This window comes from Sphingobacterium allocomposti (assembly GCF_008124885.1).
In the GTDB taxonomy this organism is placed as follows: domain Bacteria; phylum Bacteroidota; class Bacteroidia; order Sphingobacteriales; family Sphingobacteriaceae; genus Sphingobacterium; species Sphingobacterium allocomposti.
In genome coordinates this window covers 61,013-82,086 of record NZ_VNHX01000008.1, presented here as the reverse complement: position 1 = coordinate 82,086, position 21,074 = coordinate 61,013, and the positions used below count along the sequence as shown (strand labels likewise).

16 protein-coding genes are annotated in these 21,074 nt (G+C 47.6%); 3 read left to right on the top strand and 13 right to left on the bottom strand.

Going from position 1 to position 21,074, the window contains the following annotated elements:
• Positions 1 to 351: 351 nt before the first annotated feature.
• From BC792_RS07800 to BC792_RS07780, 6 genes are all read right to left on the bottom strand, one after another.
• Entirely contained in the window at positions 352 to 2,133 is a 1,782-nt protein-coding gene (locus BC792_RS07800; protein ID WP_148908432.1) for an acyl-CoA dehydrogenase family protein, read from the bottom strand.
• Between the two features lie 69 nt (positions 2,134 to 2,202).
• Positions 2,203 to 3,378, bottom strand: coding sequence for an acetyl-CoA C-acyltransferase (locus BC792_RS07795; RefSeq protein ID WP_148908431.1), 1,176 nt, complete (start codon positions 3,376 to 3,378; stop codon positions 2,203 to 2,205).
• 43 nt (positions 3,379 to 3,421) lie between these two features.
• Entirely contained in the window at positions 3,422 to 3,574 is a 153-nt protein-coding gene (locus tag BC792_RS18700; protein WP_262713437.1) for a four helix bundle protein, read from the bottom strand.
• Positions 3,561 to 3,782: a four helix bundle protein gene (locus BC792_RS18695; RefSeq protein WP_262713436.1), complete on the bottom strand. Its 222-nt coding sequence runs from the start codon at positions 3,780 to 3,782 to the stop codon at positions 3,561 to 3,563. Before BC792_RS18695 ends, BC792_RS18700 begins: the two co-directional genes overlap by 14 nt.
• Positions 3,783 to 3,833: 51 nt before the next feature.
• A complete protein-coding gene (locus tag BC792_RS07785) occupies positions 3,834 to 6,260 on the bottom strand; it encodes a 3-hydroxyacyl-CoA dehydrogenase/enoyl-CoA hydratase family protein (RefSeq protein ID WP_148908430.1) in 2,427 nt (808 codons plus the stop codon).
• A gap of 31 nt (positions 6,261 to 6,291) precedes the next feature.
• Positions 6,292 to 6,738 carry a MarR family winged helix-turn-helix transcriptional regulator gene (locus tag BC792_RS07780; RefSeq protein ID WP_148908429.1) on the bottom strand — a complete coding sequence of 149 codons (447 nt, stop codon included), beginning with the start codon at positions 6,736 to 6,738 and terminating at the stop codon, positions 6,292 to 6,294.
• A gap of 320 nt (positions 6,739 to 7,058) precedes the next feature.
• Here BC792_RS07780 and BC792_RS07775 point away from each other — a divergent pair, with 320 nt between their 5' ends.
• Positions 7,059 to 8,021 (top strand): isopenicillin N synthase family dioxygenase, encoded by a 963-nt coding sequence (locus tag BC792_RS07775; protein WP_148908428.1) that lies wholly within the window; start codon positions 7,059 to 7,061, stop codon positions 8,019 to 8,021.
• A gap of 64 nt (positions 8,022 to 8,085) precedes the next feature.
• Here BC792_RS07775 and BC792_RS07770 read toward each other — a convergent pair whose 3' ends face one another.
• Positions 8,086 to 8,472 carry a hypothetical protein gene (locus BC792_RS07770; protein WP_148908427.1) on the bottom strand — a complete coding sequence of 129 codons (387 nt, stop codon included), beginning with the start codon at positions 8,470 to 8,472 and terminating at the stop codon, positions 8,086 to 8,088.
• 255 nt (positions 8,473 to 8,727) lie between these two features.
• On the opposite strand from BC792_RS07770, the gene BC792_RS07765 reads away from it, so the two are divergent.
• Positions 8,728 to 10,524 (top strand): sensor histidine kinase, encoded by a 1,797-nt coding sequence (locus tag BC792_RS07765; protein ID WP_246154911.1) that lies wholly within the window; start codon positions 8,728 to 8,730, stop codon positions 10,522 to 10,524.
• Between the two features lie 8 nt (positions 10,525 to 10,532).
• On the top strand, positions 10,533 to 11,219 hold the full coding sequence (locus BC792_RS07760; protein ID WP_211357495.1) for a response regulator transcription factor: 687 nt from the start codon (positions 10,533 to 10,535) through the stop codon (positions 11,217 to 11,219).
• An 81-nt stretch (positions 11,220 to 11,300) separates the two neighbouring features.
• Here the strand turns inward: BC792_RS07760 and BC792_RS07755 are convergent, their stop codons facing one another.
• The 6 genes from BC792_RS07755 to metE all read right to left on the bottom strand — a co-directional run bounded on the left by BC792_RS07755 (position 11,301) and on the right by metE (position 21,064).
• On the bottom strand, positions 11,301 to 15,860 hold the full coding sequence (locus tag BC792_RS07755) for an efflux RND transporter permease subunit (RefSeq protein WP_148908425.1): 4,560 nt from the start codon (positions 15,858 to 15,860) through the stop codon (positions 11,301 to 11,303).
• A gap of 37 nt (positions 15,861 to 15,897) precedes the next feature.
• Positions 15,898 to 17,001, bottom strand: coding sequence for an efflux RND transporter periplasmic adaptor subunit (locus BC792_RS07750; RefSeq protein ID WP_148908424.1), 1,104 nt, complete (start codon positions 16,999 to 17,001; stop codon positions 15,898 to 15,900).
• A gap of 119 nt (positions 17,002 to 17,120) precedes the next feature.
• The gene (locus BC792_RS07745; RefSeq protein WP_148908423.1) at positions 17,121 to 17,492 is read right to left on the bottom strand and encodes a hypothetical protein; all 372 of its coding nucleotides are present in this window, start codon (positions 17,490 to 17,492) and stop codon (positions 17,121 to 17,123) included.
• A 105-nt stretch (positions 17,493 to 17,597) separates the two neighbouring features.
• Positions 17,598 to 18,128 (bottom strand): DUF4833 domain-containing protein, encoded by a 531-nt coding sequence (locus tag BC792_RS07740; RefSeq protein ID WP_148908422.1) that lies wholly within the window; start codon positions 18,126 to 18,128, stop codon positions 17,598 to 17,600.
• 73 nt (positions 18,129 to 18,201) lie between these two features.
• A complete protein-coding gene (locus tag BC792_RS18325; protein ID WP_170249988.1) occupies positions 18,202 to 18,378 on the bottom strand; it encodes a hypothetical protein in 177 nt (58 codons plus the stop codon).
• A 367-nt stretch (positions 18,379 to 18,745) separates the two neighbouring features.
• Entirely contained in the window at positions 18,746 to 21,064 is a 2,319-nt protein-coding gene (metE, locus tag BC792_RS07735; protein ID WP_148908421.1) for a 5-methyltetrahydropteroyltriglutamate--homocysteine S-methyltransferase, read from the bottom strand.
• Positions 21,065 to 21,074: the final 10 nt, after the last annotated feature.

Below are 21,074 nucleotides of genomic sequence, written 5' to 3'. Positions count from 1 at the left end.
TTGCTTTTATTATCGAACGGAAGAAAAGGGGAAGCGTCAACTTCCCCTTTTGCTTTTATATAAAGGGAAAGTTAGTAGCACATTCGCATTCGAGATGACAGGCAGTGAAACGTCACAAGATCACGTGTCGTGAAGCGGGAAGAAAGCGGAGATTGGTTGATAGTTTTCATGTGTTGTTTAATGTTTTTATACTGTCGTTGCCAACGCCAATTGAAACAGACAATGCAAATATAGAAACATTTATAAAAAAGACTACTGTTTTAGTAGATTTTTTTTATAAAACTTATTTTAACAAAAAAAATCCGCTGTATGGCTACAGCGGATTTATAGACCGATCATTCGATAACCGGCTCAAAAGCAATACCTGTTTTCTTCAATTAGTTTTTTGGCTATCCGTTGTCTCGCATCCTTCATGTTAAACGGCTCGGCTTTGGTGAAACGTCGTAAACCGACCAGCATCATCTTCAGTTCGTCCCCCTCACCAAACGCGTACAGCGCCTCTTTTCCGGCCACGTGAACTTTGTCTATGGCACTATATAGGTAAACTCTAGCCATATCTATCGGCAGCTGAGCGGCTGATTCCCCTTGCGTATGCCAGATCTTCTCTGCTCGTAGTAGCACGGATTCTGCGATGTACACGTAACCAATAATATCAGCGATATTCATTAAGACTTCTTCCTCTTTAGCAAGCGACATCATAAACTTCTGCACAGCCGCTCCTGCTATGAGCAGTCCTGCTTTTTTCAGGTTAGCGATAATCTTTTTCTCGGCTGCAAACGGCGTATCCTGCTGCTCATCGAAGTCGGGAATAGCCATAAGTTCGTTAGCCACAGCTGTAGCGGGTCCCATTAAATCCAGTTCTCCCTTCATTGCCCTTTTTAATAGCATATCGACTATCAACAGCCTGTTGACTTCGTTGGTACCCTCGAATATGCGGTTGATGCGCGAATCGCGATAGGCGCGCTCCATTGGTGCTTCGGCAGAATACCCCATGCCTCCGTAAATCTGCACCCCTTCGTCGACAACATAGTCGAGCATTTCTGAACACCAAACTTTAATGATTGCGCACTCTACGGCGAATTGCTCGACGGACTTCAGCTTGGCCTTGGCCTCGTCCATTCCGGAAGCGATCAAGGCTTCGTAAGCATCGTCGATATTCTGTCCTGCGCGGTAGGTGGCTGACTCTGCGGCGTACAGGCGTGTAGCCATCTCGGCAAGCTTATGACGGATGGCGCCAAACTTCGATATAGGGAGGTTGAATTGTACACGCTCGTTGGCGTAGCGGACAGCCTGTGTAATGACCGATCGCGAGGAGCCAATAGTGGCCGCACCGAGCTTGATCCGACCTATGTTCAGGATATTGACGGCTATCTTAAAGCCATTTCCGCGTTCGGAAAGCATATTCTCCACCGAAACCGGACAGTCGTTGAAGAAAACCTGCCGTGTGGAAGATCCTTTTATGCCGAGCTTATGTTCTTCGGGGTTCATTGTAATCCCGCCGAATTCCTTCTCGACAATAAATGCGGAAAGATTCTTGTCGTCTTCTATTTTTGCAAAGACAATGAAGATATCCGCAAACCCGGCATTGGTGATCCACATTTTTTGTCCATTAAGCAGGTAATGTGTTCCTTCCGCATTGAGCGTTGCCGACGTTCGTCCTGAGTTAGCGTCAGAACCGGCATTGGGCTCCGTTAGGCAGTACGATGCTTTCCACTCCCCGGAAGCCAGCTTGGGAATATACTTAGTCTTTTGCCTGTCATTTCCATAGTATAGTATAGGCAGGGTACCAATACCGGTATGTGCCGACAAAGCAACCGCAAAAGAATAGCCTCCGCCAACGGCATCTGCAACCAGCATCGACGTGTTAAAGTTTTTACCGAACCCGCCGTATTGTTCGGGAATAGACACCCCCAGCATCCCAAGCTCGCCGGCCTTGTCGAGCAGGCTTTCCATTAGCCCTTCCTCCTGCGCATCGATTCTATCCAGCTTATTTAATACTTCTGACTCGAGAAAGTCTATACATGTCTGACGGATCATTTTAGCCTCTTCATCAAACTCTTCAGGGATAAAAATTGCCTCATAAGGCGTCTCCCGGATTACAAACTCGCCGCCTTTTATCGTTTCTGTTTTCATATTCGTATTGCGTATTTAGTTAGCCCCAGCTTTGTGCAATGATTATTTGTGCTTGGTTTTCCATTGTCGTTACGTGCACATCTCAAATATCCCCGCGCCCCCTTGTCCTGTTCCTACGCACATGGTCACCATGCCGTACTTCTCGTTTCTACGTTTCAGATCGTGCAAGATCTGTACAGTCAGCTTTGCCCCTGTACACCCTAGCGGGTGTCCCAAAGCGATTGCGCCTCCGTTGATGTTAATGCGGGACTCGTCTAACCCCAGTTCACGTATAACCGCGAGCGACTGGGAGGCAAAGGCCTCATTTAGTTCGATCAGGTTGATGTCTTCTTTTGTCAGGTTGGCCATCTGCAATGCTTTTGGAATGGCAACAAGCGGACCTATTCCCATTATGCGGGGCGGCACTCCCGCTACGGCATAACCGACCATTCTAGCTATCGGATCGACCTGAAGCTCCTTCAGCCGTCGTTCAGATACCACAAGCACGAACGCAGCTCCGTCGGACGTTTGCGACGAGTTTCCCGCCGTTACGCAGCCGTCAGCAGCGAATACAGGCTTAAGTTTTGCCAGCGCTTCCGCGGTGGAGTCGGCCCGTGGTCCTTCGTCGGTGTCAACAACATATTCCCGCGTAGTAATTTTGTTGTCTTTGACGTAGTTTTCCGTGACCTTTATAGGAACAACCCCTTCCTTAAGGTGACCATTTTTTATTGCTTCGATAGCTTTCTGATGCGAACGCAGCGCAAAAGCATCCTGATCTTCGCGGGAAACATTAAACTCTTTGGCTACCGCTTCGGCAGTAAGTCCCATTCCCCAATACCAGTCGGGGTGCTCTTTTGCAACTACCGGATTAGGAACAATTTTCCACCCTCCAAACGGCATGCCCGACATGACCTCGACGCCCCCTGCGATGATGCAGTCGGCCATACCCGCCTTGATTTTAGCGACTGCCGTTGCAATGGTTTCGAGACCGGACGCGCAATAGCGATTTACGGTAACCCCCGGTACCTTATCGGTACTTAATCCCATCAACGATATCAAACGTCCCATATTTAAGCCTTGCTCGGCTTCCGGCATGGCGTTTCCGACAATCACGTCGTCGATCTGCTCAACGTCCAGATTGGGAACCGTAGCTACCATATGCTTAATTACTTCCGCGGCCAGATCGTCGGCCCGCATAAACCGGAAGACGCCCCTTGGTGCTTTCCCGACCGCCGTGCGGTATCCTGCTATGATGTATGCTTCCATTTTTATTTAGTATTGAGAAGTGAGTATCCCGTATAAAGACAATTCACCTCGTATTATCCTTTAAAGACTTTATAAGATTAAACAACATTTTCTGTATTTCACTAACCAGTTCAATTAAGTCCGCTTTCGTACTTTCCTCTATATACCCGAGTCTACTAAGCAGCTCGATTTGAGTTTGAAGTTCATAGGCAACCATTGGCAACGCCAAGAAACTGAATAAATTCTCCGACAGAGTTTCTTCCAGCCCCCTCAGCTATATTCGAACATATAGAAACACTGCACCTTCTCACCTGCACTAACAGTCCAAACTTCTCTGTCGATGGTAAATTCTCCGTACTAGTATAGACATCGACCGCCAGATCCATGGCCTTTTGCCAAACTTTCAGTTCTTGAAACCTATGCATTTCCAAAGCTTTTGTACTCCATACTCATTACGCACTACTCATGGCTAGCAACTAATTTCTCAAGGGCTTTCCTTTAGTTAGCATGTGCTGTATGCGCTCCAGCGTTTTCCGCTCGCTGCAGAGTTCCAAAAACGCTTTGCGTTCGAGGTCGAGCAGGTATTGTTCTGAAACCTCCGTTGGTGCAGACAGATTTCCTCCGCACATCACCCATCCTAGTTTTTCCGAAATCTTCTTGTCATGGTCGGAAATATAGTTTCCTGCACGCATAGAAGAAGCTCCGACGTATACGATTCCCAGCCCTTGATTCCCCAGCACTTTGATGTCGTTCCGTGGCGCAGGCTGTATATATCCTGCGTCGGCCAGTTCTACTGCTTTCGCTTTCGCATCTGCCAACAGACGCTTTCGGTTCATGGTTATTGCGTATTTCCCTTTTTGAAGATAGCCCAATTCTGCGGCCTCAACAGCTGATGTCGACACCTTCGCCTGCCCTATGGTCAGGAAGCGTTCGCGTAACGTGTTTTGCACGATCTGGTCAGGTCTATACTCGTCCGACGCGCGCAATGCAAATTCCTTCGAACCACCGCCCCCGGGAATAACGCCTACGCCGAACTCCACAAGTCCCATGTAGGTCTCCGCGTGCAACTGTACGAAGTCGGCATGCATCGCAAACTCACAGCCGCCGCCCAACGTGAGCTGGAATGGAGCAACAACAACAGGGATGGCGGAATACCGGATACGCATAGCCGTATTTTGGAACATACGCACAGCCATGTTTAACTCGTCAAAATCCTGTTCTACGGCCATCATAAATATCATCCCGATATTAGCTCCGGCGGAGAAGTTCTTTCCATCGTTGGTGATGACCAAACCGCGGAAGTCTTTTTCCGCCAGGTCGATCGCTTTGTTTATTCCCTGGATAACATCACCGCCGATGGTGTTCATCTTGGTATGGAATTCACAATTGATAATACCGTCTCCCAGGTCTAAAATGGTAACGCCGCTATTCTTCCAGATAGTTTTTGTGTCCCTGATATGATCGAGAACGATCAGATCAGAAGCCCCTGGAAGAGGTTTGTACGATTTCGTTGCAAGATCGTAATAGTGTTTAACCCCCTCAATGATGTGATAAAAAGATTCACAGCCAGCATCCAGCATATCATGAACCCAGGAAGCAACTTCTCCGGTCTGGCCCGGCAACCGCTTTTCTTCCGCTTTTATTTTTTTCAATGTTGCGCGCACTCCTAAGGCGTCCCACACTTCAAAGGGCCCCAGTTCCCAGCCGAAACCCGCCCGCATAGCATCGTCTATACGGTAAAAGTCGTCGGTTATTTCGGGTACCCGTCGGGAGACGTATTCGAAGAGCGGATAATGCATGGCCCTGAACAACGCCGCGGCCTTATCCGTACCTTGCTCGTAAGCCTTCATCCGCTTGCGTATGTCTTCTTCCTGCTTGGTAACCTCTAACGTGGACGATTTGACCTTACTTTGCTCGCGGTAGGTCAATGTTTTCAGATCCAACGAAAGGATGACTGTATTGCCCTTGTCGTCTTTGTCTTTTTTATAGAACCCCTGTTTTGTCTTTTCACCCAGCCATTTATTTTCGGCCATTTTCGTTATGTAGGCCGGCAACTGGAACACATCCTTCGCTTCATCGTCGGGCGCGTTTTGCATTAATCCGTTTGCGACATTTACCAGGGTGTCGAGACCAACGACGTCGGCAGTCCTGAATGTTGCTGACTTCGGGTGTCCCATCGCCGGACCGGTATATTTGTCGACCTCTTCAATCGACAGCTCCATTCCTTCCACAAGATGGGTGATAGCCAACATGGAATAGACGCCGATACGATTCCCAATAAACGCAGGTGTATCTTTACACAGCACCACGGTTTTGCCAAGCATTTTATCTCCAAAATACGTCAGAAAATCGACGACATCCGTGCGCGTATCGGCCGTAGGAATGATCTCGAGAAGCTCCAGATACCTTGGTGGATTGAAAAAGTGCGTTCCGCAAAAGTGAGCTTTAAAATCGTCTGTGCGTCCGGCAGCCATCAAATGAATCGGAATCCCCGACGTATTTGAGGTTATCAATGATCCGGGTTTACGGTGTTCCTCCACCTGGTCGAACACGGCCTTTTTTATGTCCAGCCGTTCAACCACGACCTCGATAATCCAATCACACGCTCCAATATCTTTCATGTTGTCCTCGAAGTTGCCTGTTTTAATCCGGGAGACGTAGCTTTTGCTAAATATCGGCGAAGGGTTGCTTTTTAACGCCGTTTCGAGCGAGCTGTTTACAATCCTATTTCTGACGACGCCGCTTTGCAGCGTCAGCCCCTTGGCCTCTTCGGCAGGCAACAGTTCCCGCGGGACAATATCCAGTAACAACACTTCGACACCGATATTGGCGAAGTGACATGCAATCCGTGAGCCCATCACACCGGAACCCAGGACAGCTACTTTTTTTATATTTCTGTTCATGTCTAGCTATTTTTCAGTTTATAAGTCTATTCTAAACATCCATTTCTATGTGCGGCGTATAGCTTGCCGCCAGTTCATTGATCTTCTGCAACGATTGTATCAGTTGAGTGCGTTCGCTCTCCGGAATCTGCTGTTCTAAAAACTCGTTAAACTGTCGGACGACATCTTTTGCAATCTTCCGCTTTTCCCGGCCCAGCTCTGTCAGATAGACCTTTACCGAGCGTTTGTCCGAAGCATTCACCTCTCTGTATATGAAGCCCAATGCCTCCAGATTGTTCAACACGCGGGACAGCGATGTTGTTTTTACTCCCGTTGAATTGGCGATCTGCGACACGGAGGTTCCTTCCCTATGTATATTAATTAATATATACCCCGCTGCCTGCGTAAAACCGTATTGCGACGCAATAAGATTATACTTATTGGCAACCGTCTGCCAACTCGTCTTTAAAAAGTAATCTATGGTATTTCCTTGGCTCATAATCTGATACGCATTTGCTATGCTTGCATAACAAATTTAACAGAATGAATCGACAAAACCAATTTATTCCCGCGTATTTTCGTCAGCACAGTGTAAACCCTATAACCAGACGTCTTTCGTAGGGTAGGCAGCACGTCCAGTTATGACGTTTCGGGGTCCACGGGGCGGCTTTTCGTATTTCCGCTTTTTAATATTGCAATGTGGAAAACTTTTCTCTCCTGATTTTCTTATATTTAAAACAAAAACTCCTTCTCTTATGCACAGGGAAACGCTATAAGCGAGGATTAATACGTTAACTTTACGACTAAATTCTACAACATATGGCAATAGTAAATATACCTAGGCTAGATTTACTGCAGTACACACAAGGCGACAGCGCGCAGCGTACGCAGTTCATCCAGGACATCGGAAAAGCTTTTAATGAAACCGGATTTGTAACCGTTGCTAATCACGGTTTGTCGCCAGAGCTGATTGACGAGCTTTACGCTGTGGTAAAGGCGTTTTTCGACCTCCCCGAGGCCGTAAAAAGAAAGTACGAATTTCCAGATCTTGCGGGCCAACGCGGCTACACCTCCAGAGGAAAAGAAAAGGCGAAGGATGCGAACACACCTGACCTTAAGGAGTTTTGGCAAAGGGGCCAGACGGTCGTCGGAGAAGACTATTCCCAAGCTGACTTTCCGGATAATATTATCGTAGAGGAACTTCCCCGCTTCAATGAGGTCACAGCCGAGGTGTATAAGAAGCTGGAGAATACGGGGCGGGACCTGTTGAAAGCTATTGCCGCCTATCTACAACTGGAGGAAGACTATTTCGAACCGTTCGTTGTGAATGGCAATTCGATTCTCCGTGCCATACATTACTTTCCAATTGAGAACCCTGATGCCATCCCCGATGATGCCGTACGTGCTGGAGCCCACGAAGATATTAACCTGATCACGCTATTAATCGGAGCCAGCGCCGATGGACTGGAGGTACTCACAAAAGATGGTTCGTGGTTCCCCATCAGAGCGAAGGGCGAAGATATCGTTGTAAACGTAGGCGACATGCTGCAGCGTTTAACAAACAACAAGTTGAAATCGACCACCCACCGGGTTGTCAACCCGCCCAGAGAGCTCATGAAGACCTCGCGATATTCCGTTCCTTTTTTCCTTCATCCAAAGTCGTCCATGAGTTTAGCCTGCCTGGACTCCTGTATATCAGAAGAGCACCCCAAGATGTACGACGATTATACCGCCGGGCAATATTTAGACGAACGGCTGCGGGAAATAGGACTAAAGATGTAGGGAGCGCCCGCACACCGATGCCGACGCGTCGGTGTGCGTCCTTTTTTCCTGTCAGCATTGCTATTTACCTCGCCGGATGTATAAGTTGTTTTAGTGTCTTCAGGGAGTCCGACCGCGCGGAATCCGGCGGAGTGATACGTTTTTTATCAAGTAAATCTAGAGGCTCAGTTCCCGGCATTGGCGCAAGGTTTTCTCCGGTCAACTTCTTTACCGGCATTTTATAGGAAAGCGCGGGATCAGGCTTTACGGTGGGAATAGGCACGGCCGGCGTACGTGGGCTAAATACAGAATCGATGGGTACCACACGGTTGGACAGAAGAGGCTCGTTCGGAACGGCAGCCGGGACCGAATTATCCCCAGCACGCCCTTCGATTGTATCCTTTCCGCCCTCCTGCGCATAACTTGCCAGCGCTACCGACAAACAGAACATTACAGCTGATATACGTTTCATAGATCTTTAAGTTAAAACATATTTCATTTACCGCGCCTTACGGACGGTGACGCCCGATGATTATATGGATAGCACAAATAATCCGCCTTATAAATGTAACGATTTAGTTTGCTATTTAAAAGAAGCGTTGTTAAATTGTGTTAAACGGCGCCCTGTTAGCGGCATTCGTCCCTATTTTTGTAACGAAGAATGAAGAAACGCAGTATTACTCTGATTATCTGGTTAATGTCAATAGTCCTGATAGGAGTAATGGCTATGCAGTACTATTTTGTGCGGGAATCGTATCGGCAAAAATCGCAGCTTTTCGACGAGGCGGTGACCGCGGCTTTGGCATCTGTTGCAGCGAAGATTGAAAAAAGGGAGATATTTGATTTCGCAAAGGAGCAGGAGCGCTTAAACCAGGAGAAATATAAGGCAGACCAAGCTATCCGTCAGCATAAGGAAAATGTCTTGGCGGAGCAGTTACGTATCCAGGAACGCATAAAAAAACTGCAGGCCCAGCAGTTCGCGTATCAACAACGATACCGGGAGTCGGAAGAGAACCTCATGGCCTTATTCCCAAATGCTATTTATGTCAATAACGCTTTTTACGAGACATATGTCAAGAGAAAGCGCTACCAGGAGCTCATTGACTTCAACGTCATTAACAAGTATGTCGGAGAAGGCTATTTTGACACCGATATCCAGCTCACTGCGAAGCGGAAAATTCCGATGGTACCGGCGAAGGACGATAGTACCCGATTTGTTATCCCCTACTTCCGGAACGGCGCTGTTGAAGCCATTCAGACAGCCACGCTCATTCCCCGGACGAACGCGGAGATCGCGTCAGAGCTGCACACTTTAGAGCGGCAGCTTGACCAGCTCAATCTTCGGAAGCTGGAGACTGCGACGAGCTTATTTGACACGCTTGCTGTAATCGGTGGAAAAAGCCGGGACATTCTAAAAGACGTAGAGTCCAGCATACAGTTGTCCAAAAAACCTTTTAGGGAGCGTCTGAACACGAAGTTCATCAAGGCAGAACTTGATGCCGAGCTGGCGAAGAGAGAAATTTACGTGCCCTTTAACATGGAAATCCGCGACGACCGCAGCTTGGTCATCTATGAAACACTGCAAAGCACGGATCCAACAAGCAAGAAGAAGTTTGCCAAGTATACTACCAAGCTTTTCGAGAACGACCTCGGCAGTTCTCCGGGGCTACTTTCCGTATATTTCCCGAATAAGTCGTCCATCATCCAAAATACCATGAGCTATATGCTCCTCCCGATGGTGGCATTATTAGCACTGCTTATCGGTGCTTTTTCCTATACGCTCAGCATTATTTTCAAACAGAAGAAGATTTCGGAGATGAAGACCGATTTTATGAACAACATGACCCATGAGTTTAAAACGCCCGTGGCAACAATCATGATTGCCAGCGAGTCTCTGCGGGATCCTGAAATCGCATCCGACGAAAAGCGTGTCAACCGGTTAGCGAACATTATATACGATGAAAATGTAAGGCTCGGCAACCATATCGAGCGCGTTTTAAATATCGCCCGTCTGGAGAAAGAAAATCTCAAAATAGAAAAAGTTGACGTTCATATCAACGCGGTGGTACTGGGCGTTTTGGACAGCATGAATCTGCAGTTGCAAAAGGCGAACAGCATTTTGCACACGGACATCTCGGCTACACAGGACCTTGTGGTTGGCGACGAATTGCATCTCTCTAACGTTTTCTTTAACTTAGTGGATAACGCGATAAAGTACAGCAAAGGTGCCCCTGATATTACGGTTAAAACATTCAATATCAAGAGCAACATCGTGATCACGATAGCCGACAAAGGGATGGGAATGACCAAGGATCAGAAAGAAAAGATTTTCGACCAATTTTATCGTATCCCGACGGGCAACGTACACAACGTTAAAGGTTTTGGACTGGGTTTAAGTTACGTCCACGATATCGTCAAGCGCCTTAACGGAAAAATACAGGTAAAGAGTGAAAAAGACAAAGGCACAATCTTTGAGTTAACTTTCCCATTGAGAGGAGCCGATCTTGATCAGTACAAAAATTGATTGTTCATATGCAAAAAATATTATTAGCGGAAGATGACCCCAACCTGGGCGAGCTTCTAAAAGACTACTTGGAATTAAAAGGAAAATTTGACGTTACCTTATGTCAGGACGGCGACGAGGCGTTAGTAGCTTTCCGGAAGGACAAGTTTGATCTATGTATCTTCGACGTCATGATGCCAAAGAAAGATGGGTTCTCGTTGGGCAAGGATATACGGAAGATGGATAAAGAGGTTCCTATTATTTATGCCACGGCGAAGGGGATGATGGAAGATAAAACCCAGGCTTTCGAACTTGGCGGTGATGATTATATTACGAAACCATTCCGGGTGGAGGAACTGCTCCTCCGGATCAACGCGTTGTTAAAACGCGTATCGAAGGACAAAGAGGAGGAGATTGCTGACAAATTTGAAATTGGCGATTATTTTTTCGATTATACGAGCCAGATTATTTCGTACAAGGGACAACAGCAGAAGCTGTCGACTAAAGAAGCCGAGCTACTACGCCTGTTGTGTCTGAACAAAAACGATGTCCTTACCCGGGAAGAGGCTCTCGTAAAAATCTGGCATGACGACAACTACTTTACCGGCAGGAGTATGGACGTCTTCTTGAGCAAATTACGTAAATACCTCAAAGAAGACCCAAATGTCGAGATTGTCAACGTACACGGCAAAGGTTATAAGTTATTGGTTAGCTAAACTGAGGTTGTAAGCTCGCATTTTTAATCTGCCCCCGCGGAAGTGTCTATTTCCACGGGGGCAGACTTTTTAAGAGGGGAGCTATTGCCATCCACCTCCCAGCGCTTTGTAAATCACTATTTCGTTAAGAAGTTCTTCTTTTTTGATTTCCACCTCGTCCAGCTCGGCAGCGATAGCATCCTTTTGCGCTGTTATAATATCCAGGTAGGAGACCCGGCCCGCCACAAACAGCTCGTTCGCTGCGTCCACGGCACCTTTGAGTGCATCCACCTGCTCTTGGATATGTGCTTCGCGTTTCTGTATATGCTCTTGCGTTTTTACAGCGTTGGAAACTTCGTTATAAGCGTTTAGCACCCGCTTTTCGTATTCCAAAAAGCTCAGTCCGTAAGTCGCCCGATAAGTTTCATACTGTGTCTGGAGCTGCCTCCTGTTAAAAACCGGTGCTGTAAGCCCCCCCAACACGCCGTACGCCAACGACTTATCAAAATCCACGAGCTTATTAAAACTAAAGGTTTGCAAACCAACATATGGCGACAGCACCACTGTGGGCAAGAACGCCGCTTTAGCAGCGTTTACGTCGTGCTCCGCGCTTTGCAGCAGGAATGCTGCTTCACGGATATCCGGACGCAAAGCCAACATCTGGAAAGGTGTTCCGACTTCCAGTTTATGGAATAGCCGCTGTTTACCCCATGAGCTTTCTGAACGCTCGACCGTTGTATTGAAACGCCCGGTAAGGTAATTGATATGATGTTCTAAAACCGTAATTTCCTGCTTGACTTTCTCCCGTTCAGCCTTCGAGCTAGCTAAAAATGCTTTAAACTGCTGCACGCCGAGTTGCGACGACCGGCCGGCTTCCTTCTGGAACTCTGTGATTTCCAGCGCCCGTTCATTCAACGCTATGTTATTATCAAACACGCGGATTTTGGCGTCGAGGCTCATCAATTCGAAGTACGCCGATGCGATATTGGTGACAATTTCGGTTTCGACCAATCTACGAGCTTCATTTTCGGCCAGCAGACTATTGAACGCGGCATTTTTCTGGTTTCTTATTTTTCCCCAAAGGTCGAGCTCCCAGGAGGCGCGCACACCGACGAAGTAGTCCGGAACGGCCGGCTCAGGAATTTTTTCGTCTGGCTTCAGGTTATTGGAGAAGTTGGAGTCGTAGTTTCCGATTCCCGCCTCCGTATAGAACCCATATTTTCTCAGGCCCGCTTCAGCGGCAAGGTCCAAGCTGGGCAGCAGGGCCGCCTTACGCTGCCTAAAACTTGCCTGCGCAATCTCGATCCTTTTTATTGCCTGCTGGAGGTCATAGTTATAAAGCAGTGCCGAGTCAATAAGTGTACGCAGATGTGGGTCAATAAACACGTTGCGCCAGGACTCGCGGGCAACGGTCCCTGTATCGCCTTCAACGCTACTTTTCGGAAAGGATTCCGGCATCGCCGTATGTGCTTCACGGCTTACATCCTTAGGAAGGTTACAAGAGGTTGCGAGCGTTACGGCAATCAGTAGGGTAACAACAGAAGCTGCTTTTCCTCTTTTCTGCTTCCGCTTTTTGGAAAACAGCACGAACAGTCCCGGAATAACGATGACACCCAGGATGGTACCGATAACCATTCCGCCCACCGAAGCCGTACCTATAGTCCTATTGCCAATGGCGCCGGCGCCGGAAGCGAGCATAAGGGGAATCAATCCTGCCACAAAAGCAAAGGAAGTCATCAAAATCGGTCGAAGACGGGCATAAGCTCCTTCAATAGCGGCCTGTATAATACCCATCCCCTGCTTCTGCTTTAACACAGCATACTCGACTATGAGAATAGCATTTTTTCCGAGTAGTCCGATCAACATGACCAGTGCCACCTGGGCATAGATATTGTTTTCCAGACCAAACAATTTCAGGAAAAGGAAGGAGCCAAATACCCCCGCCGGCAGACACAAAATCACTGGAAGAGGCAACAAGAAGCTTTCATACTGCGCTGCCAACAATAAGTAAACAAACACCAGACATAAAGCGAAAATATAAATAGCCTGGTTTCCGGAGATCACCTGCTCACGCGTCATTCCCGACCATTCTATACTGTATCCTTTGGGCAGCTGTTCGGCCAGTTTCTGCACCGTTTCGATAGCCTGACCGGTACTGTATCCAGGGGCCGGCTGTCCGTTAATCATTGCGGACGTAAACATGTTATACCGTGTGATCTGCTCGGGTCCGTAGATGCGTTTCATGGATATAAACGAAGAATACGGAATCATCTCTCCGCTGTTGGTTTTCACAAACAGATTTAATACGTCTTCCGGACGTTGACGATAATGTGGATCGGCCTGTACCATCACCTTATACATTTGGCCAAAACGGATAAAGTTTGTCGCATAAAAGCTTCCCATTAACGTTTGCAATGTGTTCATTGCATTTTCTACCGATATCCCCTTCTTTGCTGCCATATCGTAATCAATCTCCAGCATATATTGTGGAAAGCTTACATCAAAGCTGGAGGAAGCACTTTCAATAGCTTCTGAGGCGGTCAGATCGGACAAAAACTGCTGCAGCACCTGGGCGGTCTGCCCCAGATCTTCATTACCGCTCCGGTCGAGCAGACGCATTTCGAAGCCCGAAGCATTACCAAATCCCGGTACCGTTGGCGGCGGGAAGAACTCTATTTCGGCATCAGCAATGTGGGCCGTCTTTTCGCGGAGCTCGGCCATGACATCGTCGATTGTCTGCGACCGATCGCTCCAGCTCTTGAGGTTGATCATTCCCATTCCATAGGAAGCTCCCGAAACCTCGGTCAGAATGCTGTAGCCGGCGAGCGTAGACACGGTCTCCACGGGCTCTAAGCTACGTGATATTTCGTCTATCTCGTCAAGCACCCGTTCTGTGCGGTCGACCGTAGCTCCCGGCGGTGTCGTCACACTCACGTAAATCATACCCTGATCTTCAGTCGGGATAAATCCAGAAGGTAATATGGTGCTTACTCCCCACGTGCTCACAAAGAACACGGCCAACAACGCCATTGTGATCACACGCCTTCCGGCAATTTTGGACAACAGCGTCTTGTATCTGCCTGCGGTCCGGTCGTAGGAAGCATTGAACTTCCGGAAGAAGGTCGCGAGCCAACTGTTCGATTCTTTCTTATCGTGTGGCGAACGTAAGATAAGCGCACATAGCGCGGGGGTCAACGTCAAGGCATTAATTCCGGAAATAACGATCGCGGATGCCAATGTTAAGGAGAACTGCCTATAAAATATACCAACGGGGCCGGATAAAAATGCCACCGGCACAAACACCGCCGACATGACGAGCGTTATCGCGATTACGGCGGCGCCTACTTCTTTGATTGCTGCTAATGTTGCTTCCATTGGGGGTAGATGTTCCTCCTCCATCTTCGCAAAGACAGCCTCGACAACGACAATACCGTTATCGACCACGATACCGATGGCCAGTACCAGTGCAAATAATGTCAATAGGTTTATGGAAAAACCCATTAGCTGCATAAAGAATAGCGCTCCAACCAAACTGACAGGGACCGCGAGGATTGGAATAATCGTTGCACGGAAGTCCTGCAAGAAGATAAAGACAACCAGAAATACCAAAATGAAGGCTTCGATAAGTGTTTTCACGACACTGGATATGGACGCATCCAGAAAGCGGGAGACGTCGTACCCCATGGTATAGGTCATGCCGGGAGGAAACGTTTCACTTTTTAACTCTTCCATCCGGTCCTTAACACGTTGGATGACATCCTGGGCATTAGATCCCGGCAGCTGTTTCAGCATAATCGAGGCCGACGGTCTTCCGTCGGTCTTTGACACCATTTCATAGTCCAAGGAACCGAATTCGACATCTGCGATATCGCGTACCCGAATGATGGAGCCGTCGGCGTTGGCGCGGATGGGAATATTGGCGTACTCTTCAGGCTCGGTAAACTTGCCGGGATAACGCAACACATACTGTTGCATATTTACTGTTTTGTCGGAGCTAATGCCTGTTTGCCCCGGTGCTGCCTCTATATTTTGACGGCGGAGCGACTCGATAATTTCATCTGTAGAGATTTCGTAGGCAGCTAGACGGTCGGGCTTCAGCCACACGCGCATGGCATAGTCTCTCATGCCCATAATCTGGGCGAACCCCACCCCTTCGATACGTTTTAGTTCCTTGAGTATATTGATGTCTGTGAAGTTATAGATGAAGCGTTCGTCGGCAGTTTCGTCTGAAGTATAAATATTAAGATACATCAACATACTGTTCACTTCCTTCTCCGTTGTCACACCCGCGCGGATAACTTCTTCAGGAAGCTCATCCAATACTGTCGTCACACGGTTTTGAACGTTTACCGCAGCGATATCGGGGTCTACGCCAACCTTGAATGCTATCTGAATGAGTGTTGTTCCGTTATTTGTTGTGACGGTATTCATGGATGTCATCCCCGCCACCCCGTTTATTGCTTTCTCCAGCGGTATCGCAACAGCGTTCGTGCTTACTTCCGCATTGGCACCGGTGTAATTCGCCGTCACGACGACCGACGGCGGCACAATATCCGGAAACTGCGTAATCGGTAAAGTAAATAGTGCCAGCACCCCGAGTAAGGTGATAAATAAAGATATTACCAGGGATAAGACCGGTCGTCTGATATATGTTTCGAACATGAAATTGTCTGCTAAATTCGGTTTGTTAATCGCTTTACTACTTTCTGTCTATGGCTTGCACTTTCATTCCATCGCGAAGGCCTTGCACGCCTTCAAAGACGATGCGCTGGTCATCTTTCAGCCCATCTTCCACAATATAATAGTGGCCGACGCGCTGCCCGGCGCGGAAGGGCTGCATCTTGACTGTTCCGTCAGCATTCAGTACATACACATAAGTTTTGTCCTGAATCTCAAAAACCGATTTCTGATGGACAAACCGGGTGCTCCCCGTCGAAATGGGAACACCTATTTTACCGGACGCTCCATGTTTTAGGAGCACCCCCGTGTTGGGGAACTTTGCCCGTAAAGAAATCGAACCGGTGTTCGGCTCAAATTCGCTCTCGACGATCTGCGCAATACCTTTAAACGGATACTCCTGTCCGTTAGCCAAAAATAGTTTAACCTCCCTTTTGAAATTGGCGCTATTGAACCCCGAATCGCTGGCTAGGTTCAGGTACTCCGATTCGGTTATGTCAAAGTATACGTTGAGCTCGCTTAGATCAGAAATGGTGGTGAGCAAAGATCCCTCTTCGAGTAACGACCCCGCTTTCAGGGCAATCCGGTCGATACGGCCATTAAAGGGTGCTCTTATTAATGTTTGCGAGAGTTTGGTTCTGGCTTGATTAAGTACGGCCCTCGCTTCCTCAACCTTCGATAAAGCGGCGTTATGCTGCACCGCGATCAGTTCCTGCTCGGTTTTGGATACGATATTTTTATCGACTAGCTTTTTTGTGCGTTCTTTTTCCAGTTCTACCTTTTTTGCTTCGGCGATCGCAATATTCAGGGCAGCTTCAGCTTTCGCATAATCCGCTTTATACTCCTCATCGTTCATCTTAAAGAGCACCTGCCCCTGCCTTACCATGGACCCCTCGTCTACATAAATTTTTTCTAAAAAGCCGCTTAGGCGAGAGCGCAGCTCGACATTCCTTTTGGCCTGAATATCGGCGATATATTCTTTATAAATCGTCGTATCCATTATGGTGAGGTTCACGACAGGGACTTGCTTGGCCAACTCGGCTTTGCTTTCGGTACTTTTAACGGTGCAACTATTTGCAACTAGCGTCAGCCCCACAATAGGGAGCGCCAATGAAACTATCTTCATGTACTATAAAACTGTTTAAATGAATTGATAAAAAACAACGTATCAAACACAGCTTCTGTCGACAGGAGCTATGTCAGCAAGGGTTACCCTGGAAATAGGGATGATAGGAAGTAAAAAGATTAAAAGGGTTTTAATCTATAGAGAAAGGTGTAGTAGCCCGGTACGATCTGACGTTTCTTCCCATCGTATACCGGGTGTTTGATGCGTTCTTCTACCTGTCTAAGACTAAATAGTGTACCTAGAAACAGAACAAATACAGGTAAAACAAAATATTGATAAGAGAGCGCCCTGTACTCGTCATAGCGGATCTCCACATCTTTCGCATCCTCGTCGACAGGAAGGTCGAGCACATCGTCTAAAACAAACTCCAACAACGATTCTCCGTTCAGTAGCGAGTCGTCGCTATGCACGGCATTGCCCTCTCCGCCTTCGTAGGCGATGATGTTTATATAACTCAGCAGGACAAAATAATGAACCAGTTTAAGTAGCATGCGGGACAAAGCTACTAAGGGAAAGTTACGGAATCAATGTGGATTTGTAAAAAACATGTTAAATAGTAAGAGAAGTTGTCAAAAAGCTGTTACCCTGGACAGTTGTTATTGGGGAACGAACTTTTCCGTCACGGGTTTTCCATCGGCCCGCACGCCCTGAAACAGGATGTAGTCCAGCTTGGTTCCTAGACCGGAGGTCCCGTCTTTCTGCACCAAAAACAACCTGTCCAGCTTCATCTTTGTCCCGTTCACAACAGTATAAACGGCGCCTTGTCCCGGGGAAATAATTTTAAGCAAAAACTCCTGCTCCGGATACGCTGCCAGGACGAAGGAGAAACTTTGGTCATCGAGCCGCCGTGTTTTCACACCATAGGCAAAGCGCCGCTGTATATCGGTAAGTGGGCGTATTTCCCCGTTTTTGTCGAACAGCTGTCTAGAGACCTTGATAGGTTTTTCCTGATCAAGCCCGCCCTTGCTGGCAACATTAAGTTGATAAAGGTACGTATTATGTCCCCGGTTATGTTGGATGTAGAACAGCAGGCTTTTAGCTTTTGGCTTTGGATACCCCTGCTGGCCCATTGCTCCATGAAAACCAAGACACAAAATGATCAAAGCCAGACAAGTGATACGATACATCTGTTTTTTGACTTAAAAATAGGATTTTAAAGAAGCTTTGTGCATACCTGACGAAAAATTGGCGCGCCTGCTGTTAGCGTCTTCTACCCCCGGCCATGCGGGCGATGATCCAGATGATAAGTGCAATGACAAGGACGACAAGGATAACGCCGGACCATACGCCCGCTTTAAATATGCCGCCAATAACTTCACAACTTGTTAATGTCATCACAGCGAAGACAAACAACATAACATGAGAGAATCTTTTCATAATATAACCGTTTTTATAAGTGCATATTCCATTGATTGGGTGAGCTCAACATCGTTTTATTTTTCAGAAACCATAGCACTTTATGCCTATTAATTCCGTCTGTAAATTTCCGTCTCAAACGCCGTCGCTACGAACACGTGTATTTACCAGCTCTTCCTTTATAGAGAACAACAGAATATAAAAAATGTTGAGGCTGCGGCTCATTTTTATGCAGCGTCGGGGGAGACGGGTTGCTTGCACGGGCCACCTGCTAGCCTAGTAGGAATCGGGGGCGTTGGTTCGCTCGCCACGAAACGGCAAAAATGTAAACAGCCCAGCAGAATACTGCCGGGCCGTTCACCTTATTTTATAATACTAATCTTAACGTTTAGTTGGTCTCTGCACGCAGGATTTTCGCAGCCTCTACCATCGACTCCAGCGCCGCTTTGGTTTCTGGCCATGCACGTGTTTTCAATCCGCAGTCAGGATTCACCCAAAGCTGTTCAGCTGGGACAACCGCTTTTGCTTTACGCAATAGATCGACCATCTCTTCGGTGCTCGGAACGCGGGGTGAGTGGATGTCGTAGACCCCGGGGCCGATATCGTTCGGATACTTGAAGTCGCCGGCAAAAGCGTCTAACAGTTCCATCTGAGAACGGGAAGTCTCGATCGTAATTACATCGGCGTCCATCGCGGCGATATCCTGGATAATGTCATTAAACTCGGAGTAGCACATATGCGTATGGATCTGCGTATCGTCGTCTACATTAGAAGATGACACCCGGAAGGCACGTACAGCCCAGTTCAGGTAGTCTTGCTGGTCAGCCTTACGCAACGGAAGACCTTCGCGGATAGCGGGTTCATCAATCTGGATAATTTTGATTCCTGCCTTTTCTAACGCCTGAACTTCGTCTAAGATTGCCAGCGCAATCTGATAGGTCGTTGTAGAGCGAGGCTGATCGTTACGCACAAAAGACCATTGCAATATGGTTACCGGACCGGTTAGCATACCTTTTACAGGACGGTTCGTCAACGACTGGGCGTAGGCGGACCAACGGACTGTCATATCAGCGGGACGGTAAACGTCTCCATAGATCACAGGAGGCTTCACACAGCGTGATCCATACGATTGTACCCAGCCGTTCTTCGTGAAAGCGTAACCGGCTAATTGCTCGCCGAAATATTCCACCATGTCATTGCGCTCAAATTCGCCGTGTACTAAGACGTCAATATCAAGCTCTTCTTGTAAGCGAATTGTTCTTTCTGTTTCCTCTGCGATTTCTTTATCGTATTCTTCTTGAGAGATGAGTCCCTTTTTAAGGTCGGCTCTCCATTTACGTACATCCTTTGTTTGTGGGAAAGATCCTATTGTGGTTGTCGCGAAAGGAGGCAAGTTGAATTTCGCCTGCTGGGCCGCCTTACGAGCCGCGAAAGGAGAAGTACGCTTCGCATCATCATCAGTGATATTGTTAACACGCTCTTTTACTTCAGGTCTGTGGATTAACGGGGAGGTCCGACGGCTTTCTGCAGCGGCTTTATTCGCTTCAAACCGCTCGGCAGTCTTTGCATCTACTTCGCCATGCGCTAAGATGGCGAGGTCTTTAACTTCCGCCAGCTTCTGTTTAGCAAACGCCAACCAGTTTTTTACTTCTGCCGGAAGGGATTCTTCGTTATCCTCATTATCCAAATCAAAAGGAACGTGTAGTAAAGACGAAGACGGCGCCACCCAAACACGGTCTGCACCTAACGCATTCACAGCCTGGTTAATTTTGGCCAACGACTTTTCGTAATCGTTTTTCCAGATATTTCTGCCTTCTACAACGCCTAAGGAAAGTGTGAGTGATGCCGGAACTTTACTTAAAACAGTGTCTAACTGGTTTTCTCCACGGACGAGGTCTAGATGAAGTGCGTGAACAGGCAGATTGAGCGCCGTCTCTTCGTTATCGCGAAGGGCCTCGAAATATGTCGTAGCGATTAATTTGATATGTTTGGCTGCAGCGGCCAATTTCTCAAACACCTTTCCATATAACGCACGCGTCGAGTCGTCGATGTCTAATGCCAGGAAGGGCTCATCGATCTGCACGTATTGTGCTCCCGCTTCAGCCAGCTTAGCCAGGATTTCCTCGTAAACGGGCAACAAGCTATCAATCAGCTCGATGCGGTTAAATCCAGCTTCTTTTTCCTTCCCTAATAACAAGTATGTGATCGGACCAATGAACACCGGCTTAGTTTCGATCCCCAGTGCCTTTGCTTCCTTATATTCTGTTAAAAATTTCTCGGATGTCAGCTTAAACGTTTGGTCTTTCGTAAACTCCGGAACGATATAATGGTAGTTTGTATCAAACCATTTTGTCATTTCCATGGCCGTTACGTCAACTCCCTCTTCCTGGAAACCGCGGGCCATTGCAAAATATAGGTCCAGGTTATACTGCCGGTCGATTTTATCCAGCAATGAGTTATAACGAGCAGGAATAGCACCCACTGTTAACGATAAGTCCAAGACTTGGTCGTAAAACGAGAAGTCATTGGAAGGAATAAGGTCGATGCCTGCTTCCTGTTGTGTCTTCCAGTTGCCTTCACGGATTTTTAGCCCAGCCTGCAATAATTCTTCCGCGCTGATTTTTTTAGCCCAATATGCCTCATTAGCTTTTTTCAATTCGCGGAAAGCCCCCACACGTGGGTAACCTAAATTGTTTGTTAATAACATAAATGTGTAC